This is a genomic window from Pseudomonas sp. Marseille-QA0332, from assembly GCF_054950175.1.
In genome coordinates this window covers 3,903,061-3,925,350 of record NZ_CM143106.1, presented here as the reverse complement: position 1 = coordinate 3,925,350, position 22,290 = coordinate 3,903,061, and the positions used below count along the sequence as shown (strand labels likewise).

Here is a 22,290-nt window from a genome sequence, read left to right as displayed (position 1 = left end):
GCCAGCATGGTGTTACACGTTCAGCGAGCTCTGATCGATGACCAGACCTGGGCCCATGGTGGTGCTCAGGGTGACGCGCTTGACGTAGATACCTTTCGAGGAAGCCGGCTTGATACGCTTCAGATCGGCGATCAGGGCCTCGACGTTTTCCTTCAGCTTGTCGGCTTCGAAGCCAACCTTGCCGACGGAGGTGTGGATGATACCGTTCTTGTCGGTACGGTAGCGAACCTGACCGGCCTTGGCGTTCTTGACGGCGTTGGCGACGTCAGGCGTAACGGTACCGACCTTCGGGTTCGGCATCAGGCCACGAGGACCCAGTACCTGGCCCAGCTGGCCGACGACGCGCATGGCATCCGGAGAGGCGATGACGACGTCATAGTTCAGGTCGCCACCTTTCATTTCGGCAGCCAGGTCGTCCATGCCCACGCGGTCGGCGCCAGCAGCCAGAGCGGCCTCGGCAGCCGGGCCCTGGGTGAAGACGGCAACGCGCACGGTCTTGCCAGTGCCATGCGGCAGCACGGTAGCGCTACGTACGACCTGGTCGGATTTACGCGGGTCAACGCCGAGGTTGACGGCAACGTCGAAGGATTCGGTGAACTTCACGGCGGACAGTTCAGCCAGCAGGTTCGCTGCCTCTTCGAAGTTGTAAGCCTTGCCTGCTTCGACTTTCGAAGCGATGGCCTTTTGGCGCTTGGTCAGCTTAGCCATTTACACACCCTCCACGTTGAGGCCCATGCTGCGAGCGGAACCGGCGATGGTACGCACGGCCGCTTCCAGGTCAGCGGAAGTCAGATCGGCCTGCTTGGTCTTGGCGATCTCTTCCAGCTGCGCACGGGTCACGGTACCGACCTTGACAGTGTTCGGACGCGCCGAACCGCTGCTCAGGCCAGCTGCTTTCTTCAGCAGAACCGAGGCAGGGGTGCTCTTGGTCTCGAAGGTGAAGCTGCGGTCGCTGTAGACGGTGATGATCACTGGAGTCGGCAGGCCTGGTTCCTGGCCCTGGGTACGGGCGTTGAAGGCCTTGCAGAATTCCATGATGTTCACGCCGTGCTGACCCAGTGCTGGGCCGACGGGTGGGCTTGGGTTGGCCTGGCCGGCCTTAACTTGCAGCTTGATGTAAGCCTGAATCTTCTTAGCCATGAGCTACTCCAATATCGGGTACGAACGCCTGATGGCTCCCCGGATGACTTGCGTTTTATCCCGGTGACGACAAAACCCCGCAGCACTATGGGCTGCGGGGTAATGGGATACTGCGTTCGGCTAGACCTTTTCGACCTGGCTGAACTCGAGCTCCACCGGAGTGGAGCGTCCGAAAATGAGCACTGCCACCTGGAGCCGGCTCTTTTCGTAGTTGACCTCTTCGACATTGCCATTGAAGTCCGCGAACGGACCGTCGATGACGCGGACCACTTCGCCCGGCTCGAACAATGTCTTCGGCTTTGGCTTATCGCTGCCGTCGGCAACGCGACGCAGGATGGCCTCGGCTTCCTTGTCGGTGATCGGCGCAGGTTTGTCTGCGGTACCACCAATGAAACCCATGACGCGAGGAGTATCCTTGACCAGGTGCCAAGTACCCTCGTTCATTTCCATTTGAACCAGGACATAGCCAGGGAAGAACTTGCGTTCGCTCTTGCGCTTCTGGCCATTACGCATCTCGACCACTTCTTCGGTCGGGACCAGAATTTCGCCAAAGCCATCTTCCATGCCAGCCAGCTTAACGCGCTCGATCAGCGAGCGCATGACATGCTTCTCGTAACCCGAGTAAGCATGCACAACGTACCAACGCTTAGCCACGGGACACCCTTAGCCAACAATCAAGGAAACCAACCAGCCGAGCAGGGAATCCAGACCCCACAACAGCAACGCCATGACCAACACGACAACCACGACGATGAGCGTGGTCTGGGTTGTTTCCTGGCGGGTTGGCCACACGACTTTACGGATCTCGGCACGAGCTTCCTTCGCCAGCGTGAAGAACGACCTACCCTTCGCGGTCTGCAGGGCAACGAAGCCAGCGACAGCAGCAAGGGCCAACAGGGCGAGCACACGATACAGGATCGGAGCGGTAGAGTAATACTGATTGCCTACGACGCCTACGACGACCAACGCAACAACAGCCAGCCACTTGAAAAGATCAAAACGCGATTCTTGGGCTTCAGTCTTGGGAGTCATCGGGGAGGATCCTGTGAGAAGAAAGCCAATCACACCGAGGTGAATGGCAGGTCAGGAGGGAATCGAACCCCCAACCTACGGTTTTGGAGACCGTCGCTCTGCCAATTGAGCTACTGACCTTTAACGCTGTATCAGGCCGGCCATTATGCCGGCCTGATCGAGATAAATCAACTACTTATTCAATAATTTTTGCTACGACGCCGGCGCCGACGGTACGACCGCCTTCACGGATGGCGAAGCGCAGACCGTCTTCCATGGCGATGGTCTTGATCAGGGTGACTTCCATCTGGATGTTGTCACCTGGCATTACCATTTCCACGCCTTCCGGCAGTTCGCACGAACCGGTCACGTCAGTGGTACGGAAGTAGAACTGAGGACGGTAGCCCTTGAAGAACGGAGTGTGACGGCCGCCTTCTTCCTTGGACAGTACGTAGACTTCCGCGGTGAACTTGGTGTGCGGCTTGACCGAGCCCGGCTTGGCCAGAACCTGACCACGCTCGACGTCGTCACGCTTGGTGCCACGCAGCAGCACGCCGCAGTTCTCGCCAGCACGACCTTCGTCCAGCAGCTTGCGGAACATCTCGACACCGGTGCAGGTAGTCTTGGTGGTCGGACGCAGGCCGACGATCTCGACTTCTTCCTGGATACGGACGATGCCACGCTCGACACGACCGGTTACCACGGTACCGCGACCGGAGATCGAGAACACGTCTTCGATCGGCATCAGGAACGGCTTGTCGATCGCGCGCTCTGGCTCGGGGATGTAGCTGTCCAGGGTCTCGACCAGCTTCTTGACGGCAGTGGTGCCCATCTCGTTGTCGTCCTGGCCGTTCAGGGCCATCAGAGCCGAACCAACGATGATCGGGGTGTCGTCGCCTGGGAAGTCGTAAGTCGACAGCAGGTCGCGAACTTCCATCTCGACCAGTTCCAGCAGCTCGGCGTCGTCAACCATGTCAGCCTTGTTCAGGAAGACAACGATGTACGGAACGCCAACCTGACGGGACAGCAGGATGTGCTCGCGAGTCTGAGGCATCGGACCATCGGCGGCCGAGCAGACCAGGATCGCGCCGTCCATCTGGGCAGCACCGGTGATCATGTTCTTGACGTAGTCGGCGTGGCCTGGGCAGTCAACGTGCGCGTAGTGACGAATGTCGGAATCGTACTCTACGTGCGCGGTGTTGATGGTGATACCACGAGCCTTCTCTTCCGGAGCGGAGTCGATCTTGTCGAAGTCGACCTTGGCCGAACCGAAGACTTCGGAGCAGACGCGAGTCAGAGCTGCGGTCAGCGTGGTCTTGCCATGGTCGACGTGACCGATGGTGCCGACGTTGACGTGCGGCTTGTTACGTTCGAACTTTTCCTTAGCCATCGAGACAATCCTCCGCAGAAGAAATGAGCAAGTCACTACCGCCATTAAAACAAAGGCAGATATTTTCATATCTGCCTTGTCATATGGAGCTCTTGAGCGGACTTGAACCGCTGACCTCACCCTTACCAAGGGTGTGCTCTACCAACTGAGCTACAAGAGCGTAACACCTTGCAAAAACAGCAAACTTGGAGCGGGTAGCGGGAATCGAACCCGCATCATCAGCTTGGAAGGCTGAGGTTCTACCACTAAACTATACCCGCGGAGCCTGCAGCTCTCGCTAAAATGGTGGAGGGGGAAGGATTCGAACCTTCGAAGTCGAAGACGTCAGATTTACAGTCTGATCCCTTTGGCCGCTCGGGAACCCCTCCTGAGCGTGGGCGGCATTTTCAACTCTTGCCGTCCTGCTGTCAAGCTTTTTCTCATTAAAATCTTGAGGTTAGCTTAGTTCGACAGCTGCTTCTGGGTTGCCACCTAAGTGATGTTCCCTGTGAAGCGGGCGCCATTCTATCAAGCTATTCGCCAGTTGCAATACCCTCGCATAAAATAATTTTGTGTTTTAAGTCTTTGAAATCTCTCGAAAGACTTGCTAGCACGGCTTCATCCAACAGGCGCTCGCTGTCGCGCGCCACTAACAGCCACGCCCCCTCTGCATCCAGCTGGGAAAGCACGGCCGCAGAGGCATTGATATCCAGCGCCAGTAATCGTTGCCTGAGCGCCTCAAGACGCTCAGGCTGCTGCAAACCACCAAGCACCAGGCACTCGTCACCACGCCGCTTGGGAGTGCCGCCCAGCTCACGCAGCAGTCGGATCTCTTGCTGGCTTCCCTTGTACAAGGACAGGGAGGCCACTTCCTTTGCTTTCACCGGCGCCTGCTGCTGGCTCCATATGTAGTAGACGACATTCAGCACGAGCAAAAGCAGGAACAACCAACGCATAATCACCTCAATCCAACGGGCAGGCGATGGCCAGACCAACGAAGACCAGATCAGGCACGACTCGCGCAGGCACAGTTGCATCGCGCACAAGCGGCGCATCCCCGCCGGTCAGGAAGACCGTGAAGTCGTCCCCAAGCAGGCGGCGCGCCTGCTCCACCTGCACAGCTGCAAACCCCTGCATCATCAGCACGCAACCACGCTCTACCGCTTCGACCGTCGAACGCCCCGGGGCCAGGCTTGCCAGGGCCCGCTCGGCAGAGTCATCGTCATAGCGGATTCGCCGGGTATGCGTTCGCAGCTGCCTGCGCATCAATGGCATGCCGGGACAGATATAACCACCGAGATGCTCACCCTCCGCCGACACGAAGTCAGCCTTGGCGGCCGTTCCGAAATCCAGCACAAGGCATGCCCCGCCGGCCAGATGATACGCCCCAATGGCAGCCAGCCAGCGATCCATGCCCAGGCGCTGGAAGTCGTCATAGCCGTTGCGCACTCCGCCCATTTCGAGCGAAGGCTGCGCCACGTGCGCTGTCACTTGAAATGCTTCTTTCAACAAGCCGCACAACGACTCGGTTTCTTCCTCGCTACGCACGCTGACCAGGCGGCACGCCTTCAGCTCGACCTCCAGCTCCCTCACTGCATCCAGAAGCGCCTGGTCCGAATCGACGAAGCCGCCTGCTTCGACGAGCGCATGCTTGACGCTGATGACGCGCCACTTGATGAAGCTGTTGCCGCAATCGAGCTCAAGTATCATTTCGCAACCTCAGACTGAGCTCACCACCGCTAAAGCTCTTTTCAACGCCATCGATATCCAGGCGCAGCCCGCCTTGCCCATCGACGCCCAGCACGATTCCGTCGATACGGTTGCTTCCCGCAATGAGCGTGACCGCCTGATCCTGCCAGAGATTGGCTTGCTCCCACTCTTCCTGGAAAGCTGCGAAGCCATAGCGGCGATGGCGCTCCAGCTCGTGTCGCAACTGTTGATTGAGCATGGCGACCAGCCGATTGCGATCCACTGTCATGCTGGCTTCGCGTTTCATGGAGGTCCATTGCTGGTTGACCTGGTCGTTGTGCTGCATATTCACGTTGATACCGATTCCCAGCACTACATGACATACATCAGCCGGATCGCCTACCAACTCGAGGAGAATGCCGGCTATCTTGCGCTGGCCGACCAGCACATCGTTAGGCCATTTGAGCCCAGCATGCGACACACCCAAGGCCTGAAGGACACGCATCACCGCAAGGCCCACCACCAGGCTCAGACCCTCCAGCTGGCGCATCCCACCATCGATACGCAGTACCAGACTGTAATAGAGATTTTCACCGAACGGACTTATCCAATGGCGACCACGACGCCCGCGCCCTGCACTCTGACGCTCGGCCAGCACCAGGAACGGAGCCAGCTCGCCCCGGGCCACGTCTCGCAGTGCCTGGGCATTGGTCGAATCGATCGTGTCGTGGATGAAAATTGGCCAGGCTTCGCCTTGCGCATATCGATCTATCGCTTCCCGCTCAAGCAAGCTCAATGGAGCCGCGAGCTGATAGCCGCGCCCTCGTACCTTGTGAACGGTTAGATTCAACTCGCTTTCCAGGTGCTGCAGCTGCTTCCAGACAGCGCTGCGACTCACCCCTAGAGCAGCCCCCAGAGCCTGCCCGGAATGAAACCGGCCATCCTTGAGGAGATTCAACAACTTCAGCATGCCAGTCTCGACTTGGAATAAGGCTGGCATCATAGCCATGCACCAGGGGATTGCATAGGCAAAGACAGGAGTTCGCTGCCCTAGGCCGCAACGGACCAAGGCGCTGGCCCAGGCGTTCGAAGCCTTCCAGGCCAGCGCCGGATGCCCCGAGGCCACGCCCGGCTTGCCGCCTGAACCCCAGAAAGGACAAAACCCCTGGCTGCGGTCGCAGTCAGGGGTTTTGCGGAATGAATCTTGGCGATGACCTACTCTCACATGGGGAAACCCCACACTACCATCGGCGATGCATCGTTTCACTGCTGAGTTCGGGATGGGATCAGGTGGTGCCAATGCTCTATGGTCGCCAAGAAAAACGGTGCCGATCCGTCCAGGGGACGTGTCGGCCAACTCGGATGTGTGATGCAAGGTGCGAATTTTCGGTGCTGCGTCTTCACTCACCGCAACCTGCGCTGCAGATTGCTTGGGTGTTATATGGTCAAGCCTCACGGGCCATTAGTATCGGTTAGCTCAACGCCTCACAGCGCTTACACACCCGACCTATCAACGTCGTAGTCTTCGACGGCCCTTCAGGGAGCTCGAGGCTCCAGTGAGATCTCATCTTGAGGCAAGTTTCCCGCTTAGATGCTTTCAGCGGTTATCTCTTCCGAACATAGCTACCCGGCAATGCCACTGGCGTGACAACCGGAACACCAGAGGTTCGTCCACTCCGGTCCTCTCGTACTAGGAGCAGCCCCTCTCAAATCTCAAACGTCCACGGCAGATAGGGACCGAACTGTCTCACGACGTTCTAAACCCAGCTCGCGTACCACTTTAAATGGCGAACAGCCATACCCTTGGGACCGGCTTCAGCCCCAGGATGTGATGAGCCGACATCGAGGTGCCAAACACCGCCGTCGATATGAACTCTTGGGCGGTATCAGCCTGTTATCCCCGGAGTACCTTTTATCCGTTGAGCGATGGCCCTTCCATACAGAACCACCGGATCACTAAGACCTACTTTCGTACCTGCTCGACGTGTGGGTCTCGCAGTCAAGCGCGCTTTTGCCTTTATACTCTGCGACCGATTTCCGACCGGTCTGAGCGCACCTTCGTACTCCTCCGTTACTCTTTGGGAGGAGACCGCCCCAGTCAAACTACCCACCATACACTGTCCTCGATCCGGATGACGGACCTGAGTTAGAACCTCAAAGTTGCCAGGGTGGTATTTCAAGGATGGCTCCACGCAGACTGGCGTCCACGCTTCATAGCCTCCCACCTATCCTACACAAGCAAGTTCAAAGTCCAGTGCAAAGCTATAGTAAAGGTTCACGGGGTCTTTCCGTCTAGCCGCGGATACACTGCATCTTCACAGCGATTTCAATTTCACTGAGTCTCGGGTGGAGACAGCGCCGCCATCGTTACGCCATTCGTGCAGGTCGGAACTTACCCGACAAGGAATTTCGCTACCTTAGGACCGTTATAGTTACGGCCGCCGTTTACCGGGGCTTCGATCAAGAGCTTCGCTTGCGCTAACCCCATCAATTAACCTTCCGGCACCGGGCAGGCGTCACACCCTATACGTCCACTTTCGTGTTTGCAGAGTGCTGTGTTTTTAATAAACAGTCGCAGCGGCCTGGTATCTTCGACCGGCATGGGCTTACGGAGCAAGTCCTTGACCCTCGCCGGCGCACCTTCTCCCGAAGTTACGGTGCCATTTTGCCTAGTTCCTTCACCCGAGTTCTCTCAAGCGCCTTGGTATTCTCTACCTAACCACCTGTGTCGGTTTGGGGTACGGTTCCCGATTATCTGAAGCTTAGGAGCTTTTCCTGGAAGCCTGGCATCAACCACTTCGTCGCCTAGTGGCAACTCGTCATCAGCTCTCGGCCTAGGGATCCCGGATTTGCCTAAGATCCCAGCCTACCACCTTAAACTTGGACAACCAACGCCAAGCTGGCCTAGCCTTCTCCGTCCCTCCATCGCAATAACCGGAAGTACAGGAATATTAACCTGTTTTCCATCGACTACGCTCTTCAGCCTCGCCTTAGGGACCGACTAACCCTGCGTCGATTAACGTTGCGCAGGAAACCTTGGTCTTTCGGCGTGCGAGTTTTTCACTCGCATTGTCGTTACTCATGTCAGCATTCGCACTTCTGATACCTCCAGCCAGCCTCTCGACTGACCTTCACAGGCTTACAGAACGCTCCTCTACCGCGTCACCTGGTGGTGACACCCGTAGCTTCGGTGCATGGTTTGAGCCCCGTTACATCTTCCGCGCAGGCCGACTCGACTAGTGAGCTATTACGCTTTCTTTAAAGGATGGCTGCTTCTAAGCCAACCTCCTAGCTGTCTAAGCCTTCCCACATCGTTTCCCACTTAACCATGACTTTGGGACCTTAGCTGACGGTCTGGGTTGTTTCCCTTTTCACGACGGACGTTAGCACCCGCCGTGTGTCTCCCATGCTCGGCACTTGCTGGTATTCGGAGTTTGCATCGGTTTGGTAAGTCGGGATGACCCCCTAGCCGAAACAGTGCTCTACCCCCAGCAGTGATACATGAGGCGCTACCTAAATAGCTTTCGAGGAGAACCAGCTATCTCCGAGCTTGATTAGCCTTTCACTCCGATCCACAGGTCATCCGCTAACTTTTCAACGGTAGTCGGTTCGGTCCTCCAGTCAGTGTTACCTAACCTTCAACCTGCCCATGGATAGATCGCCCGGTTTCGGGTCTATACCCAGCGACTTGACGCCCTATTAAGACTCGCTTTCGCTACGCCTCCCCTATACGGTTAAGCTTGCCACTGAATATAAGTCGCTGACCCATTATACAAAAGGTACGCAGTCACAGCACGAAGCTGCTCCCACTGCTTGTACGCATACGGTTTCAGGTTCTATTTCACTCCCCTCTCCGGGGTTCTTTTCGCCTTTCCCTCACGGTACTGGTTCACTATCGGTCAGTCAGTAGTATTTAGCCTTGGAGGATGGTCCCCCCATGTTCAGACAAAGTTTCTCGTGCTCCGTCCTACTCGATTTCACCGGCAAGAGATTTTCGTGTACGGGGCTATCACCCACTATGGCCGCACTTTCCAGAGCGTTCCACTAATCTCAAACCGGCTTAAGGGCTGGTCCCCGTTCGCTCGCCACTACTAAGGGAATCTCGGTTGATTTCTATTCCTCAGGGTACTTAGATGTTTCAGTTCCCCTGGTTCGCCTCTTGCACCTATGTATTCAGTGCAAGATAACCAGCTTGTGCTGGCTGGGTTCCCCCATTCAGAGATCTCTGGATCACAGTCTGTTTGCCGACTCCCCAAAGCTTATCGCAGGCTACCACGTCTTTCATCGCCTCTGACTGCCAAGGCATCCACCGTATGCGCTTCTTCACTTGACCATATAACCCCAAGCAATCTGGTTATACTGTGAAGACGACATTCGCCGAAAATTCGCATGGCTCGCATGAGCCACTTACAAATTTTACCTTAGCCTGATCACCCCCAGTGAAAGGGATCATCAGTCTATATCTATCACACATCCGAATTTTTAAAGAACGATCTGACAAAAGCCAGACATCAATCTTCACGAGGAAGACTCATGTCTAGGTTCTGACGACAGGCAAGGTGGTGGAGCCAAGCGGGATCGAACCGCTGACCTCCTGCGTGCAAGGCAGGCGCTCTCCCAGCTGAGCTATGGCCCCAGAAACTGGTAGGTCTGGGCAGATTTGAACTGCCGACCTCACCCTTATCAGGGGTGCGCTCTAACCAACTGAGCTACAGACCTATATGCAGGGTCTTGATCGTCTTCTACAAGGAATCAAGCAATTCGTGTGGGGGCTCATCAGCTGGCTGATGTCGTCGATTAAGGAGGTGATCCAGCCGCAGGTTCCCCTACGGCTACCTTGTTACGACTTCACCCCAGTCATGAATCACACCGTGGTAACCGTCCTCCCGAAGGTTAGACTAGCTACTTCTGGTGCAACCCACTCCCATGGTGTGACGGGCGGTGTGTACAAGGCCCGGGAACGTATTCACCGCGACGTTCTGATTCGCGATTACTAGCGATTCCGACTTCACGCAGTCGAGTTGCAGACTGCGATCCGGACTACGATCGGTTTTGTGAGATTGGCTCCACCTCGCGGCTTGGCAACCCTCTGTACCGACCATTGTAGCACGTGTGTAGCCCAGGCCGTAAGGGCCATGATGACTTGACGTCATCCCCACCTTCCTCCGGTTTGTCACCGGCAGTCTCCTTAGAGTGCCCACCCGAGGTGCTGGTAACTAAGGACAAGGGTTGCGCTCGTTACGGGACTTAACCCAACATCTCACGACACGAGCTGACGACAGCCATGCAGCACCTGTGTCAGAGTTCCCGAAGGCACCGCTCCATCTCTGGGGCGTTCTCTGCATGTCAAGGCCTGGTAAGGTTCTTCGCGTTGCTTCGAATTAAACCACATGCTCCACCGCTTGTGCGGGCCCCCGTCAATTCATTTGAGTTTTAACCTTGCGGCCGTACTCCCCAGGCGGTCAACTTAATGCGTTAGCTGCGCCACTAAGATCTCAAGGATCCCAACGGCTAGTTGACATCGTTTACGGCGTGGACTACCAGGGTATCTAATCCTGTTTGCTCCCCACGCTTTCGCACCTCAGTGTCAGTATCAGTCCAGGTGGTCGCCTTCGCCACTGGTGTTCCTTCCTATATCTACGCATTTCACCGCTACACAGGAAATTCCACCACCCTCTACCGTACTCTAGCCGACCAGTTTTGGATGCAGTTCCCAGGTTGAGCCCGGGGCTTTCACATCCAACTTGATCAACCACCTACGCGCGCTTTACGCCCAGTAATTCCGATTAACGCTTGCACCCTCTGTATTACCGCGGCTGCTGGCACAGAGTTAGCCGGTGCTTATTCTGCCGGTAACGTCAAAACTGCAGGATATTAGCCTACAGCCCTTCCTCCCGGCTTAAAGTGCTTTACAATCCGAAGACCTTCTTCACACACGCGGCATGGCTGGATCAGGCTTTCGCCCATTGTCCAATATTCCCCACTGCTGCCTCCCGTAGGAGTCTGGACCGTGTCTCAGTTCCAGTGTGACTGATCATCCTCTCAGACCAGTTACGGATCGTCGCCTTGGTGAGCCGTTACCTCACCAACCAGCTAATCCGACCTAGGCTCATCTGATAGCGCAAGGCCCGAAGGTCCCCTGCTTTCTCCCGTAGGACGTATGCGGTATTAGCGTTCCTTTCGAAACGTTGTCCCCCACTACCAGGCAGATTCCTAGGCATTACTCACCCGTCCGCCGCTGAATCCGGGAGCAAGCTCCCGTCATCCGCTCGACTTGCATGTGTTAGGCCTGCCGCCAGCGTTCAATCTGAGCCATGATCAAACTCTTCAGTTCAATACTGCTTGGGTTTTTAAGAAACCCTAAACTTGGCTCAGCAATCTCAAATGACTACTATGATTGCTCATGTGTCACTTGTGATGCTGATAATCTTGGTGACTATCAGTCCAAACTCACAAGCACCCACACGAATTGCTTGATTCGATTTGTTAAAGAGCGTTTGGCCAAGAGCGTTTCGTCTCAACCGAGGCCGCGCATTCTACGCTGTCCTCATCGTCTGTCAAGCGTTTATTTCGAAGTATTTGCCGAGAATCTCGTTCAACTTCAACCACTTGACTCGCTGGCGATTGCTCGTAGCGGGAGGCGAATCATACAGCGTTGAAACCTGCTGTCAACCACCTTGTTCACCGCTGCCGATCAGTCGACCGAAGCCCTCCCGAGCCTGCCTGATCCGTCCAACCCTTTGATTCTCAAGGAGTTTTCCGTTTCGACTGCGTCGGAAGTGGTGCGCATTATAAGGGGATTCGAAAGGCCGTCAAGCTTTTATTTCAAGAAGGTTTCATATCGTCGAACTGAAGGGAAAAGGCAACACCTCTCCCCGTCAGATCAACCGCGCCAGACTCAGGATCGCTTCAGGGCGATGCGCGCAAAGGCTTTCTTGCCAGCCTGGCACACATGAGTCTTGCCGAGCGCAAAGATGAAACCGCGATCGACCACTTCGCCATCTACCTTGACGCTGCCCGCACCGAGCAGATCGCGGGCCGCGGCGGAGTTCTTGACCAGGCCCGCCTTGTTAAGCACGGCGGCGATCGGCATGTCCTCGTCCGCCACCAACTCTACTTCGGGCAGGTCCTCGGGCAGCTCGCCGTCCTTCATGCGGTTCCCGGCAGCACGATGAGCGTTGGCCGCAGCCTCCTCACCATGAAAACGTGCGACGATCTCTTCGGCAAGCTTGATCTTGATGTCCCGAGGATTGGCGCCCTTCTCGACATCCGCGCGCAGCTCGTCGATCTCTTCCATCGAGCGGAAGCTGAGCAGCTCGAAATAACGCCACATCAAGGTATCGGGGATGGAGACCAGCTTGCCATACATCACGCCCGGCGCTTCCTGGATGCCTACGTAGTTACCCAGCGACTTGGACATCTTCTTCACGCCATCGAGCCCCTCGAGCAAGGGCATGGTGACGATATTCTGCGCCTGCTGCCCATAGGCACGCTGCAGTTCGCGCCCCATCAGCAGGTTGAACTTCTGGTCGGTACCGCCGAGCTCGACGTCCGCCTTCAGCGCAACGGAGTCGTAACCCTGGACCAGCGGGTAGAGAAACTCATGAATCGCGATCGGCTGATTGCTGCCGTAGCGCTTGTTGAAATCATCGCGCTCGAGCATCCGAGCCACGGTGTACTGGGAAGCCAGGCGGATGAAGTCCGCTGGCGAAAGCTGGTCCATCCAGGTGGAGTTGAACGCCACTTCGGTCCTGGCCGGGTCGAGAATCTTGAACACCTGCTGCTTGTAGGTCTCAGCATTCTCCAGCACCTGCTCGCGAGTCAGCGGCGGACGGGTGGCGCTCTTGCCACTCGGATCACCAATCATCCCGGTGAAGTCACCGATCAGGAAAACCACCTGGTGACCCAGCTCCTGGAACTGGCGCAGCTTGTTGATCAGTACCGTGTGTCCCAGGTGCAGGTCAGGGGCCGTCGGGTCGAAGCCCGCCTTGATGCGCAGCGGCTGGCCACGCTTGAGTTTCTCTGCCAGCTCCGACTCGACCAGCACCTCTTCCGCACCGCGCTTGATAAGCGCCAGCTGCTCTTCAACCGACTTCATACAAAGACCCGCAAGGCTCAGATTCAAAGGGAGCCAACCATACAAGATCGGCCATCAAAAACAAGTTTGGCAGGGCATGTGACTCGCAGGCCACCTGCGAGCGTCTGTCGCCCTTGCGCCGAAACGGATTTGGTTATATTTTATACAGTTATTTCATCTTCATCATGTCATTCATCTATTCCATTTCACCTTTTCAAAGTCATTCCCATGCCCAACGACACGCCTAAAGCGCCGCCGTTCTATCCCAAGAGCCATATCCTGGCCGCCAGCGGTATCGCCGCGCTGCTCAGCCTCGCCTTGCTGGTCTTCCCTTCCAGCGATGTCGAGGCCAAGCGCACCAACCTCAGCCTCGAACTCGAAAGTCCTGCCTCCCAGCTCACGGACGAATCTCGCGCCGCCCCGCTGACCCGGGGCCAGGACCAGGCTGGCTCACCCTTCGCCCAGGTCGAGGAACCGACCCCGGCCGTCGAGCAGCAAAACGCTGCCGCTGTCGACAAGACCGAGACGCCGTCGGGCCATCGGCAAGTGACTGTCGCCAAGGGCGATACGCTTTCCACGCTCTTCGCCAAGGTCGGATTGCCGGCCAATGCGGTCCACGAAGTCCTGGCGAGCAACAAGCAGGCCAGCCAGTTCGCCCAGCTCAAGCATGGCCAGGTGTTGCAGTTCGAACTGGACGACCAGGGCCGACTGGCCAGCCTGCATTCGAAGGTGAGCAGCCTGGAAAGCATTCGCCTGACGCGCACGGACAAGGGCTACACCTTCGATCGTGAAATCAGCAAGCCGGTCGTGCGCACTGCCTACGCCCACGGCGTCATCAAGAGTTCGCTGTCGGCCTCGGCGCAGCGCGCCGGCCTGTCCCACAGCCTGACCATGGACCTGGCGCGCGTGCTGGGCTACGACATCGACTTCGCTCAGGACATCCGCCCAGGCGATGAATTCGATGTGGTCTTCGAGCAGAAGGTCATGGACGGCAAGGTGGTCGGTACCGGCAATATCCTGTCGGCCCGTTTCACCAACCGTGGCAAGACCTATACCGCCGTGCGCTATACCAACAAGCAGGGCAATACCAGTTACTACACCGCCGACGGCAACAGTCTGCGCAAGGCCTTCATTCGCACCCCGGTCGATTTCGCGCGCATCAGCTCGCGCTTCTCGGCTGGACGCAAGCACCCGATCCTGAACAAGATCCGGGCGCACAAAGGCGTGGACTACGCCGCGCCGCGCGGCACGCCGATCAAGGCCGCCGGTGATGGCAAGGTACTGCTGGCCGGTCGTCGCGGCGGCTACGGCAACACCGTGATCATCAAGCACGGCAATACCTATCAGACCCTCTATGGACACATGCAGGGCTTCGCCAAGGGCATCAAGACCGGCAGCAACGTCAAGCAAGGGCAGATCATCGGCTATATCGGCACCACCGGACTGTCCACCGGGCCACACCTGCATTACGAGTTCCAGGTCAACGGGGTGCATGTCGATCCACTTAGCCAGAAGGTGCCCATGGCCGACCCGATCGCCAAGAGCGAGCGCCAGCGCTTCCTGCAGCAGAGCAAGCCACTGATCGCCCGCATGGATCAGGAAAAGGCCACCCTGCTCGCCTCGAACAAGCGCTGACGCATGGCGCTCTACCTTGGGGTGATGTCAGGCACCAGCCTCGACGGCCTGGACATTGCCCTGATCGAGCAAGGCGAGCAGCTTCGGCTGCTCGCTACCCACTACGTTCCCATGCCCGCCGACCTGCGCCGGGAGCTTTTGCAACTCTGCGCGAGCGGTCCCGACGAGATCGCCCGCGCGGCCTTGGCGGAAAACCGCTGGGCGAGCCTTGCCGCCGAAGGCATCGATGCGCTGCTGACGCGCGAGCAGGTGGCGGCGCAGGCGGTACGAGCCATCGGCAGTCATGGGCAGACCGTGCGTCATGAGCCTGCTCGCGGCTTCACCGTGCAGATCGGCAACCCGGCCCTGTTGGCCGAGCGGACCGGGATCGACGTGGTGAGCGACTTCAGGCGCAGGGACGTCGCTGCCGGCGGCCAAGGGGCTCCCTTGGTTCCTGCCTTCCACGAAGCGCTGTTCGCTCATGTGGGCCTGCGCGTGGCCGTGCTCAACATTGGCGGCTTCAGCAATCTCAGCCTGATCGAACGGGACCTGCCGGTTCGCGGGTTCGATTGCGGTCCGGGCAATGTGTTGCTCGATGCCTGGATCGAACGCAAGCTGGGGCGTCGGTATGACGATGGAGGCGCCTGGGCAGCTAGCGGCGAGGTCTGCACGAGCCTGCTTGCCGCCCTGCTGGGCGACCCGTTTTTCGCCGGAAGCGGCCCCAAGAGCACGGGGCGCGAAGTCTTCAACCTCGCCTGGCTGGACCGTCACTTGGGCAACCTGCCGAACTGCCGGGACGAAGATGTACAAGCCACGCTGCTCGAGCTGAGCGCCCGGAGCATCGTCGACTCGCTGCTCAAGGCCCAGCGAACCGCCGAATGCTTGCTGGTATGTGGTGGCGGCGCGCACAATACCGTGTTGATGCGCCGCCTGGCGGCCTTGCTGCCTGGCATCAGTGTCCAGAGCACGGCGGCCTACGGTATCGACCCTGACTGGATCGAGGCCATGGCCTTCGCCTGGCTCGCCCACTGCTGCCTGGAAGGCATCGCGGCCAATCGCCCTAGCGTGACCGCCGCCAGTGGCTTGCGCATCCTTGGTGCCATCTACCCGGCCTGAGCAGGCTGCGCAATGTAAGACGCCGCGCTATATGCGCGGCGTCCCGTTTCGCTCGACGACTCAGATCGAGAAGGAAGAACCACAACCACAGGTGGTGGTGGCGTTAGGGTTCTTGATGACGAATCGCGAGCCCTCCAGACCCTCCTGGTAATCCACCTCGGCGCCAGCCAGATACTGGAAGCTCATCGGATCGACCACCAGGGCCACGCCTTCGCGCTCGACCACGGTATCGTCCTCGGCCACGTCCTCATCGAACGTGAAGCCATACTGGAAACCCGAACAGCCGCCCCCGGTCACGAACACCCGCAGCTTGAGGCGGTCATTGCCTTCTTCGGTGACCAGGGTCTTGACCTTTTTCGCTGCCCCTGGGGTGAACTCCAGCATCGTGGGGATGAAGGTTTCGACGCTCATGCAGACTCTCCCGGCGCAATGCCGTTGTAAACCGTGATGGCGCGTATTATCCGCTTCACCTAGAAAATTGGTCAACTATGGGAGTGGCAAGCTGCAAGCTGATCGCCATTGGTTTTGAGCTTGCGGCTTGCGCTTGCCAGTCTTTCCTCTCAGGGCAGCAGACCCGCGTGGGACAAGCCCATGCGTTCGTCCAGGCCGAAGAGGATGTTGAGGTTCTGGACCGCCTGCCCGGACGCGCCCTTGACCAGGTTGTCGATCACCGACAGGACCACGACCAGGTCACCGCCCTCTGGCCGGTGCACAGCAAGGCGGCAGACGTTGGCGCCACGCACGCTGCGGGTTTCCGGGTGGCTGCCGGCCGGCATGACATCGACGAACGGCTCGTTCGCGTAACGCTTCTCGAACAGCGCCTGAAGGTCTACCGATCTGTCGGCGACAGTGGCGTACAAGGTCGCATGGATCCCGCGGATCATGGGGGTGAGGTGCGGCACGAAGGTCAGGCCGATCTCGCCTCCGGCAGCCAGGCGCAGCCCCTGGCTGATTTCTGGCAAATGCCGGTGCCCCTTGACCGCATAGGCCTTCATGCTTTCGCCGGCCTCGCAGAACAGCGAGCCGACCGAAGCGCCGCGACCGGCGCCGCTGACCCCGGACTTGCAGTCGGCGATCAGTCGTGCCGGATCAGCCACGCCAGCCTCCAGCAAAGGCAGCAAGCCCAGCTGGGTGGCGGTCGGATAGCAACCCGGTACGGCAATCAGCCGCGCCTGACGGATTTTCTCGCGGTTGACTTCCGGCAGCCCATAGACCGCATCCTTGAGCAGTTCCGGGGCGCCGTGAGGCTGGCCGTACCACTTGCCCCACTCGATCGCATCCTGCAGCCGGAAGTCGGCGGAAAGATCGATGATCCTGGTGCCGGCCGCCAGTAGCTCGCCGGCCAAGGCATGGGCCACACCATGCGGCGTGGCGAAGAACACCACGTCGCAGGCACCAAGCGCTTGGCTGTCAGGCACGCTGAACTTCAGGCCGTCATAGTGCCCGCGCAGGTTGGGGTACATGTCGTCGACAGCCACGCCGGCTTCGGAGCGCGAAGTGATGACTGCCACCTCGGCCTGTGGATGCTGTGCCAGCAGACGCAACAGCTCGACCCCGGTATAACCCGTGCCGCCGACGATACCGACCTTGATCATGACGCATGCCCCCTATCAACGAAGCGACTGGTAAACCGACGATGATAGGGACGCCGGCCGCCCGTCACAACTGTTGTGATAGCCGCGCGGGCGCCTGGTCTCTACTATCTGACGACCGTGAAAAACCTGAAGGAAGCAACCCGATGCTCTACCTATGGATCAAGGCCCTGCATATCGTCAGCCTGGTGTGCTGGTTCGCCGGCCTGTTCTACCTCCCCCGGCTGTTCGTCTACCACGCCCAGAGCCAGGACAGCGTGAGCCATGAGCGCTTCGTGATCATGGAGCGCAAGCTGTATCGCGGCATCATGAACCCGGCCATGATCGCCACCTATGTGTTCGGCATCTGGCTGGTCACCCTCAGTCCCGGCTTTCTCAGCCAGGGCTGGCTGCACGCCAAGCTGGCCCTGGTCATCCTGCTGACCGGCTACCACCACGTATGTGGCGCGCAGCGCAAGCGCTTTGCCAATGGCCAGAACAAGCGCAGCCACGTGTACTACCGCTGGTTCAACGAGATTCCGGTGGTCATCCTGCTGGCCATCGTGATCCTGGTGGTGGTCAAGCCTTTCTGAGCCTATCGGTGCCTGCCTCGCCGGACGGCTGCGCACAGCCGTCGCGGCAATGGCGCCCGCTCGTGCGAAGGGCGCCAGGACGTCCGGCCTCGCTGTACACTAGGCGCCCACCTTTGCCGCCCAGGAGCAGCGCATGACCCGTTACGCCTTGATCACCGGTGCGTCCAGCGGCCTGGGCCTGGCTCTGGCCGAAGCACTGGCGCGACGGGGACGCAGCCTGATCCTGGTGGCACGGCGGCGCGAGGCACTCGAACCCATCGCCCTGGAGCTCGCCCAGCGATTCGGCGTCGAGGTGTTGTTGCGCGCCTGCGACCTCAGCGAACCCCTGCGGGTTTCCGGTTTCGTGCTCGAGCTCGAGGAAGGCGAGCGGCAGATCGACCTGCTGGTCAACTGTGCAGGCCTGCGTTCTCATGGCCCCTTCCTGGCCCAGGAATGGGCCGACGAGCAGGACCTGCTCGAAGTCAACATCATGACCTTGTCACGCCTGTGTCATGCCATCGGCAACCTGATGGCCGTCCAGGGAGGTGGGCAGATCCTCAACGTGGCCGCTCTGGCCGCTTGTGCCCCTGGCCCCTGGATGGCCAGCTACGCCGCCAGCAAGGCTTATGTGGTCAGCTTTTCCGAGGCGTTGCGCGAAGAACTCAAGCGCGCGGGAATCAAGGTTTCAGTGCTGTGTCCGGGCCCGATCCGCTCCAGCAGGCGTCGTATTCCCAGGCTCGAGGCCAGCCGCTACTGCATGAGCGCCGAGGAAGTGGCGCTGTACACAGTCCGCGCGCTCGAGAAGGGCCACGCCCTGATCCAGCCCGGGTGGCGCAATCGCTGGCTGGCCGCGGCGCCGCGCTGGTTGCCGCGCTGGCTGACGCGCAAGCTTGCCGGCGCGATCCACCGCCGTTACATGCCCGTGACTACCGACCAGGCACTGGGCGAGCGCGACCACGCTGGGTACACTCGGTCCTGACCCTCACATGGAGCAAGTACTGTGGAGACTATCTTCACCAAGATCATCAACCGGGAGATTCCGGCGAAGATCATCTACGAGGACGATCAGGTCCTGGCCTTTCACGATATCGCCCCCCAGGCACCCGTGCACTTCCTGGTCATCCCGAAAAAGCCGATCCGTACCCTCAATGACCTGACCGAAGAAGACAAGGGGCTGGCCGGCCACATCCTCTTCACTGCCCAGCGCCTGGCCAAGGAACTCGGTTGCGAGGATGGCTTCCGGGTGGTCATGAACTGCAACGACCTAGGCGGCCAGACTGTCTATCACATCCACATGCACGTGCTCGGCCAGCGCCAGATGCACTGGCCTCCGGGCTGATCCAGGGCAGCCCGGCGCCGGACCGATTGGGTTACACTGTCGGGCACACTCTTGCGGAGGTGCCCGATGGCAACCGAACGTCACTACTCGCCGCTCGACCGCTTGTTGCTGCAGGCCGATACTGCCCTGCGCACCTTGCTGCCCTTCAGCGGCCAACCGTCCCGTCCCTCGCCCGCGATCGTCCAGCCGGACGTCGAGCTCGACGAGCCGCAGGCCCGCCATGTAGCCGGTCTGATGCGCATCAACCATACCGGCGAGGTCTGTGCCCAGGCGCTCTACCAAGGGCAAGCCCTGACCGCCAGGCTGCCCCAAGTGCGCAAGGCCATGGAACATGCCGCCGAGGAAGAAGTCGACCACCTGGCTTGGTGCGAACAGCGCATTCGCCAGTTGGGCAGCCATACGAGCGTGCTCAACCCACTGTTCTACGGCATGTCGTTCGGCATCGGCGCCTTCGCCGGGCTGGTCAGCGACAAGGTCAGCCTGGGCTTCGTCGCGGCGACCGAGCGGCAGGTCTGCAAGCACCTCGACGAACATCTCCAGCAGCTTCCGGTCGAGGACGAGAAGTCACGCGCCATCCTCGAGCAGATGCGCACGGACGAAGCACAGCATGCCGAGTCGGCCCTGGATGCCGGTGGCTATCGCTTCCCGGCGCCGGTGCGCCTGGGAATGAGCCTGCTGGCCAAGGTCATGACCAAGAGTACCTATCGGATCTGACACCCGGCAGGAGCGGCCATCGGCTGCTCCTGCGCCAATCGCTCAGCCGAGTTCGACGATCTCGTAGCCGTGGGTGATCTCCACACCTGCGCGGTCGAGCATGATCGAGGCAGAGCAATATTTCTCGGCTGACAGTTCCACGGCGCGCTTGACCTGGGGCTCCTTCAGACCACGGCCCTTGACCACGAAGTTCAGATGGATCCGGGTGAACACCTTGGGATCCTCCCCGGCGCGCTCGGCCTCGAGGAACGCTTCACAGCTTTCCACCGCCTGGCGCGACTTCCTGAGAATGCTCACGACGTCGAAGCTGCTGCACCCGCCCAGCCCCAGCAGTAGCATTTCCATCGGACGCACGCCCAGGTTGCGGCCGCCGGCCTCGGGCGGGCCGTCCATGACCACGACATGACCGCTTCCCGACTCGCCGAGAAACATGGCTTCACCGGCCCACTGGATGCGTGCCTTCATTATCCGGACTCCTAACTGGCAAAAGACTGCCAGCTTAGACGTTGTGCGTCCGGCGGAAAAGCTAAAGACATGTCGCCTGCATGCCGATAGAGCCGAAAGTGTCTGATAAGCTGACGCCAATTCACTGGCGCTCGACGCCAGGCTGCCCATGACAACGCCAAGTGCATCGCCTGAACAGGATTTCATGATGGTTGCTTCCGCTCTCGCCCCCAGGATCAAGAACATCGAAAAGCTGCTGGTTCATTGCCAACGTCGTCGCTACACGGCCAGGAGCAACATTCTTTGCGCTGGCGATCCGGCCGAGACCCTGTCGTTCATCGTCAAAGGTTCGGTGACCATCCTGATCGAACATGAGGACGGCGACGAGATGATCATCGCCTACCTCAACGAAGGGGATTTCCTCGGCGAGCTGGGCCTGTTCGAACATCCTGGCCAGGCACGTCACCGCAGCGCCTGGGTGCGGGCCAAGACCGACTGCGAAGTGGCGGAAATCGGCTACGACAAGTTTCGCGAGCTGGTCAGCCAGGACCCGGACATTCTCTATGCCTTGGGTGGCCAGATGGCCCGGCGCCTGCGTGATACCACGCGCAAGGTCGGTGACCTGGCCTTCTTCGATGTCACTGGGCGAGTGGCGCGATGCCTGCTGGAGCTGTGCAAGCAGCCTGACGCCATGACTCACCCCGACGGCATGCAGATCAAGATCACCCGGCAGGAAATCGGCCGTATCGTTGGCTGCTCGCGGGAAATGGTCGGCCGGGTGCTCAAGGACCTGGAGCAACGCAGCCTGGTACAGGTCAGGGGCAAGACCATGGTGGTGTTCGGCACCCGCTGAGGAGGCTCGGCCGTAGTTCTCATGCCGCCTGCACGCCTTCAGTGCCGTGGCAGCGCTTCGAGCACCTGTTCGTAGACCTGTCCGAGGCGAACCTGCCACGGCGCCTGGGGCGCCAGTTCGTGCAAGGCGACATGGCTGTCGGCACGACAACGCTGCTCAAGGGCGCAGCACTGGTTGAAGCGGTTTACCGCCGCGACCATCGCCTCTCGCTCGTCATCGAGCAGCATTGCGCCATGCACCAGCACCACTGATCGCTTGCCACCCATGGCCTGGCGCCAGCGCTGAGCCGTGCCCACCAGCTTGCGGCCATCGAGGTTGACGTTGTAGCGACCATCACAGAAGGCGCCGTCCACTTCACCGACCGAAGCCAGCCCGCCCCACTCTTCCAGTACCTGGCACAATGGCAGGCAAAGACGTTCGTAAGCTCTCTCGATACGCCCGTGGTCGCCTTCACTACGGGGCGCCACGTAGACCAGCGCCAGGTTGATGGTCGCCGGGGATTGAGGCACCGGCTCGCCGCCTGTTTCGCGTAGCAGTATCGGCCAGCCTGTGGCGGCCAGTTCGGCACATGCCGTCTCGAACCGGGCGAGGCGGCTCATGCGCCTGGGCATGACCAACGCCCGGTCCGTGGGTCGCCAGAACAATACACCGGCGTCGCGCTCGCCCCGGCAGACAGCGGCCAGCAATTCCTGTTCGGCGTGCAACCCGGCCTGCACGCTGAGCGAAAGCACCTGATCGTCCATCCTATCTCCTTGACCATGAAAAAGCCGGCATCGGCCGG

At 59.4% G+C, this 22,290-nt stretch carries 20 protein-coding genes, 6 tRNA genes and 3 rRNA genes; 7 read left to right on the top strand and 22 right to left on the bottom strand.

The window, feature by feature from the left end; translation table 11 throughout:
- Window positions 1-12: 12 nt before the first annotated feature.
- The 18 genes from rplA to tyrS all read right to left on the bottom strand — a co-directional run bounded on the left by rplA (window position 13) and on the right by tyrS (window position 13,307).
- Window positions 13-708: a 50S ribosomal protein L1 gene (gene rplA / locus ACY8GK_RS18115; RefSeq protein WP_196178322.1), complete on the bottom strand. Its 696-nt coding sequence runs from the start codon at window positions 706-708 to the stop codon at window positions 13-15.
- Window positions 709-1,140, bottom strand: a complete 432-nt coding sequence (gene rplK / locus ACY8GK_RS18110) for a 50S ribosomal protein L11 (RefSeq protein WP_196178324.1) — start codon at window positions 1,138-1,140, stop codon at window positions 709-711.
- Between the two features lie 120 nt (window positions 1,141-1,260).
- A complete protein-coding gene (nusG, locus tag ACY8GK_RS18105) occupies window positions 1,261-1,794 on the bottom strand; it encodes a transcription termination/antitermination protein NusG (protein WP_012316525.1) in 534 nt (177 codons plus the stop codon).
- 9 nt (window positions 1,795-1,803) lie between these two features.
- On the bottom strand, window positions 1,804-2,172 hold the full coding sequence (gene secE / locus ACY8GK_RS18100; protein ID WP_196178326.1) for a preprotein translocase subunit SecE: 369 nt from the start codon (window positions 2,170-2,172) through the stop codon (window positions 1,804-1,806).
- A gap of 44 nt (window positions 2,173-2,216) precedes the next feature.
- Window positions 2,217-2,292 (bottom strand) — tRNA-Trp (locus ACY8GK_RS18095).
- Window positions 2,293-2,347: 55 nt separating this feature from the next.
- Window positions 2,348-3,541: an elongation factor Tu gene (gene tuf, locus ACY8GK_RS18090; protein ID WP_462401758.1), complete on the bottom strand. Its 1,194-nt coding sequence runs from the start codon at window positions 3,539-3,541 to the stop codon at window positions 2,348-2,350.
- 84 nt (window positions 3,542-3,625) lie between these two features.
- Window positions 3,626-3,701, bottom strand: a tRNA-Thr gene (locus ACY8GK_RS18085).
- A 26-nt stretch (window positions 3,702-3,727) separates the two neighbouring features.
- Window positions 3,728-3,801 (bottom strand) — tRNA-Gly (locus tag ACY8GK_RS18080).
- Between the two features lie 23 nt (window positions 3,802-3,824).
- Window positions 3,825-3,909, bottom strand: a tRNA-Tyr gene (locus tag ACY8GK_RS18075).
- Window positions 3,910-4,053: 144 nt separating this feature from the next.
- A complete protein-coding gene (locus tag ACY8GK_RS18070) occupies window positions 4,054-4,476 on the bottom strand; it encodes a hypothetical protein (protein WP_196178328.1) in 423 nt (140 codons plus the stop codon).
- Window positions 4,477-4,483: 7 nt separating this feature from the next.
- Window positions 4,484-5,230, bottom strand: a complete 747-nt coding sequence (locus ACY8GK_RS18065) for a pantothenate kinase (protein ID WP_462401757.1) — start codon at window positions 5,228-5,230, stop codon at window positions 4,484-4,486.
- The gene (birA, locus tag ACY8GK_RS18060) at window positions 5,220-6,179 is read right to left on the bottom strand and encodes a bifunctional biotin--[acetyl-CoA-carboxylase] ligase/biotin operon repressor BirA (protein ID WP_462401756.1); all 960 of its coding nucleotides are present in this window, start codon (window positions 6,177-6,179) and stop codon (window positions 5,220-5,222) included. Before birA ends, ACY8GK_RS18065 begins: the two co-directional genes overlap by 11 nt.
- Before the next feature lie 232 nt (window positions 6,180-6,411).
- A 5S ribosomal RNA gene (rrf, locus tag ACY8GK_RS18055) occupies window positions 6,412-6,527 on the bottom strand.
- A gap of 123 nt (window positions 6,528-6,650) precedes the next feature.
- Window positions 6,651-9,542 (bottom strand): 23S ribosomal RNA (locus ACY8GK_RS18050).
- Window positions 9,543-9,769: 227 nt separating this feature from the next.
- Window positions 9,770-9,845: transfer RNA gene (locus ACY8GK_RS18045), tRNA-Ala, on the bottom strand.
- 6 nt (window positions 9,846-9,851) lie between these two features.
- Window positions 9,852-9,928: transfer RNA gene (locus tag ACY8GK_RS18040), tRNA-Ile, on the bottom strand.
- Window positions 9,929-10,007: 79 nt separating this feature from the next.
- Window positions 10,008-11,543, bottom strand: a 16S ribosomal RNA gene (locus ACY8GK_RS18035).
- Together the 16S, 23S and 5S rRNA genes with 2 tRNA genes alongside form the textbook arrangement of a ribosomal RNA operon.
- Window positions 11,544-12,107: 564 nt before the next feature.
- Window positions 12,108-13,307 carry a tyrosine--tRNA ligase gene (tyrS, locus tag ACY8GK_RS18030; RefSeq protein WP_196179197.1) on the bottom strand — a complete coding sequence of 400 codons (1,200 nt, stop codon included), beginning with the start codon at window positions 13,305-13,307 and terminating at the stop codon, window positions 12,108-12,110.
- 207 nt (window positions 13,308-13,514) lie between these two features.
- Between tyrS and ACY8GK_RS18025 the strand changes: the two genes are divergently transcribed.
- Both ACY8GK_RS18025 and ACY8GK_RS18020 read left to right on the top strand, forming a co-directional pair.
- Window positions 13,515-14,921: a peptidoglycan DD-metalloendopeptidase family protein gene (locus ACY8GK_RS18025; RefSeq protein WP_462401755.1), complete on the top strand. Its 1,407-nt coding sequence runs from the start codon at window positions 13,515-13,517 to the stop codon at window positions 14,919-14,921.
- Between the two features lie 3 nt (window positions 14,922-14,924).
- Complete coding sequence (locus tag ACY8GK_RS18020; RefSeq protein WP_196179201.1) at window positions 14,925-16,016, top strand: anhydro-N-acetylmuramic acid kinase; 1,092 nt, start codon at window positions 14,925-14,927, stop codon at window positions 16,014-16,016.
- A gap of 60 nt (window positions 16,017-16,076) precedes the next feature.
- Here the strand turns inward: ACY8GK_RS18020 and erpA are convergent, their stop codons facing one another.
- Together erpA and argC are read right to left on the bottom strand one after the other, a co-directional pair.
- On the bottom strand, window positions 16,077-16,427 hold the full coding sequence (erpA, locus tag ACY8GK_RS18015; protein WP_196179202.1) for an iron-sulfur cluster insertion protein ErpA: 351 nt from the start codon (window positions 16,425-16,427) through the stop codon (window positions 16,077-16,079).
- Window positions 16,428-16,576: 149 nt separating this feature from the next.
- Complete coding sequence (gene argC, locus ACY8GK_RS18010) at window positions 16,577-17,611, bottom strand: N-acetyl-gamma-glutamyl-phosphate reductase (protein WP_196179205.1); 1,035 nt, start codon at window positions 17,609-17,611, stop codon at window positions 16,577-16,579.
- A gap of 143 nt (window positions 17,612-17,754) precedes the next feature.
- On the opposite strand from argC, the gene hemJ reads away from it, so the two are divergent.
- The 4 genes from hemJ (at window position 17,755) to coq7 (ending at window position 20,212) form a co-directional block, all read left to right on the top strand.
- The gene (gene hemJ, locus ACY8GK_RS18005; RefSeq protein ID WP_196179207.1) at window positions 17,755-18,180 is read left to right on the top strand and encodes a protoporphyrinogen oxidase HemJ; all 426 of its coding nucleotides are present in this window, start codon (window positions 17,755-17,757) and stop codon (window positions 18,178-18,180) included.
- A 133-nt stretch (window positions 18,181-18,313) separates the two neighbouring features.
- A complete protein-coding gene (locus ACY8GK_RS18000) occupies window positions 18,314-19,138 on the top strand; it encodes an SDR family NAD(P)-dependent oxidoreductase (RefSeq protein ID WP_196179209.1) in 825 nt (274 codons plus the stop codon).
- 21 nt (window positions 19,139-19,159) lie between these two features.
- Window positions 19,160-19,498, top strand: a complete 339-nt coding sequence (locus ACY8GK_RS17995) for a histidine triad nucleotide-binding protein (protein WP_196179211.1) — start codon at window positions 19,160-19,162, stop codon at window positions 19,496-19,498.
- 66 nt (window positions 19,499-19,564) lie between these two features.
- A complete protein-coding gene (gene coq7 / locus ACY8GK_RS17990; protein ID WP_196179213.1) occupies window positions 19,565-20,212 on the top strand; it encodes a 2-polyprenyl-3-methyl-6-methoxy-1,4-benzoquinone monooxygenase in 648 nt (215 codons plus the stop codon).
- Window positions 20,213-20,254: 42 nt separating this feature from the next.
- Here the strand turns inward: coq7 and ACY8GK_RS17985 are convergent, their stop codons facing one another.
- The gene (locus tag ACY8GK_RS17985) at window positions 20,255-20,677 is read right to left on the bottom strand and encodes an OsmC family protein (protein ID WP_462401754.1); all 423 of its coding nucleotides are present in this window, start codon (window positions 20,675-20,677) and stop codon (window positions 20,255-20,257) included.
- Between the two features lie 187 nt (window positions 20,678-20,864).
- Between ACY8GK_RS17985 and crp the strand changes: the two genes are divergently transcribed.
- Window positions 20,865-21,509 carry a cAMP-activated global transcriptional regulator CRP gene (gene crp / locus ACY8GK_RS17980; protein ID WP_196179218.1) on the top strand — a complete coding sequence of 215 codons (645 nt, stop codon included), beginning with the start codon at window positions 20,865-20,867 and terminating at the stop codon, window positions 21,507-21,509.
- 38 nt (window positions 21,510-21,547) lie between these two features.
- Here crp and ACY8GK_RS17975 read toward each other — a convergent pair whose 3' ends face one another.
- Complete coding sequence (locus tag ACY8GK_RS17975; RefSeq protein WP_196179220.1) at window positions 21,548-22,252, bottom strand: lipoate--protein ligase family protein; 705 nt, start codon at window positions 22,250-22,252, stop codon at window positions 21,548-21,550.
- Window positions 22,253-22,290: the final 38 nt, after the last annotated feature.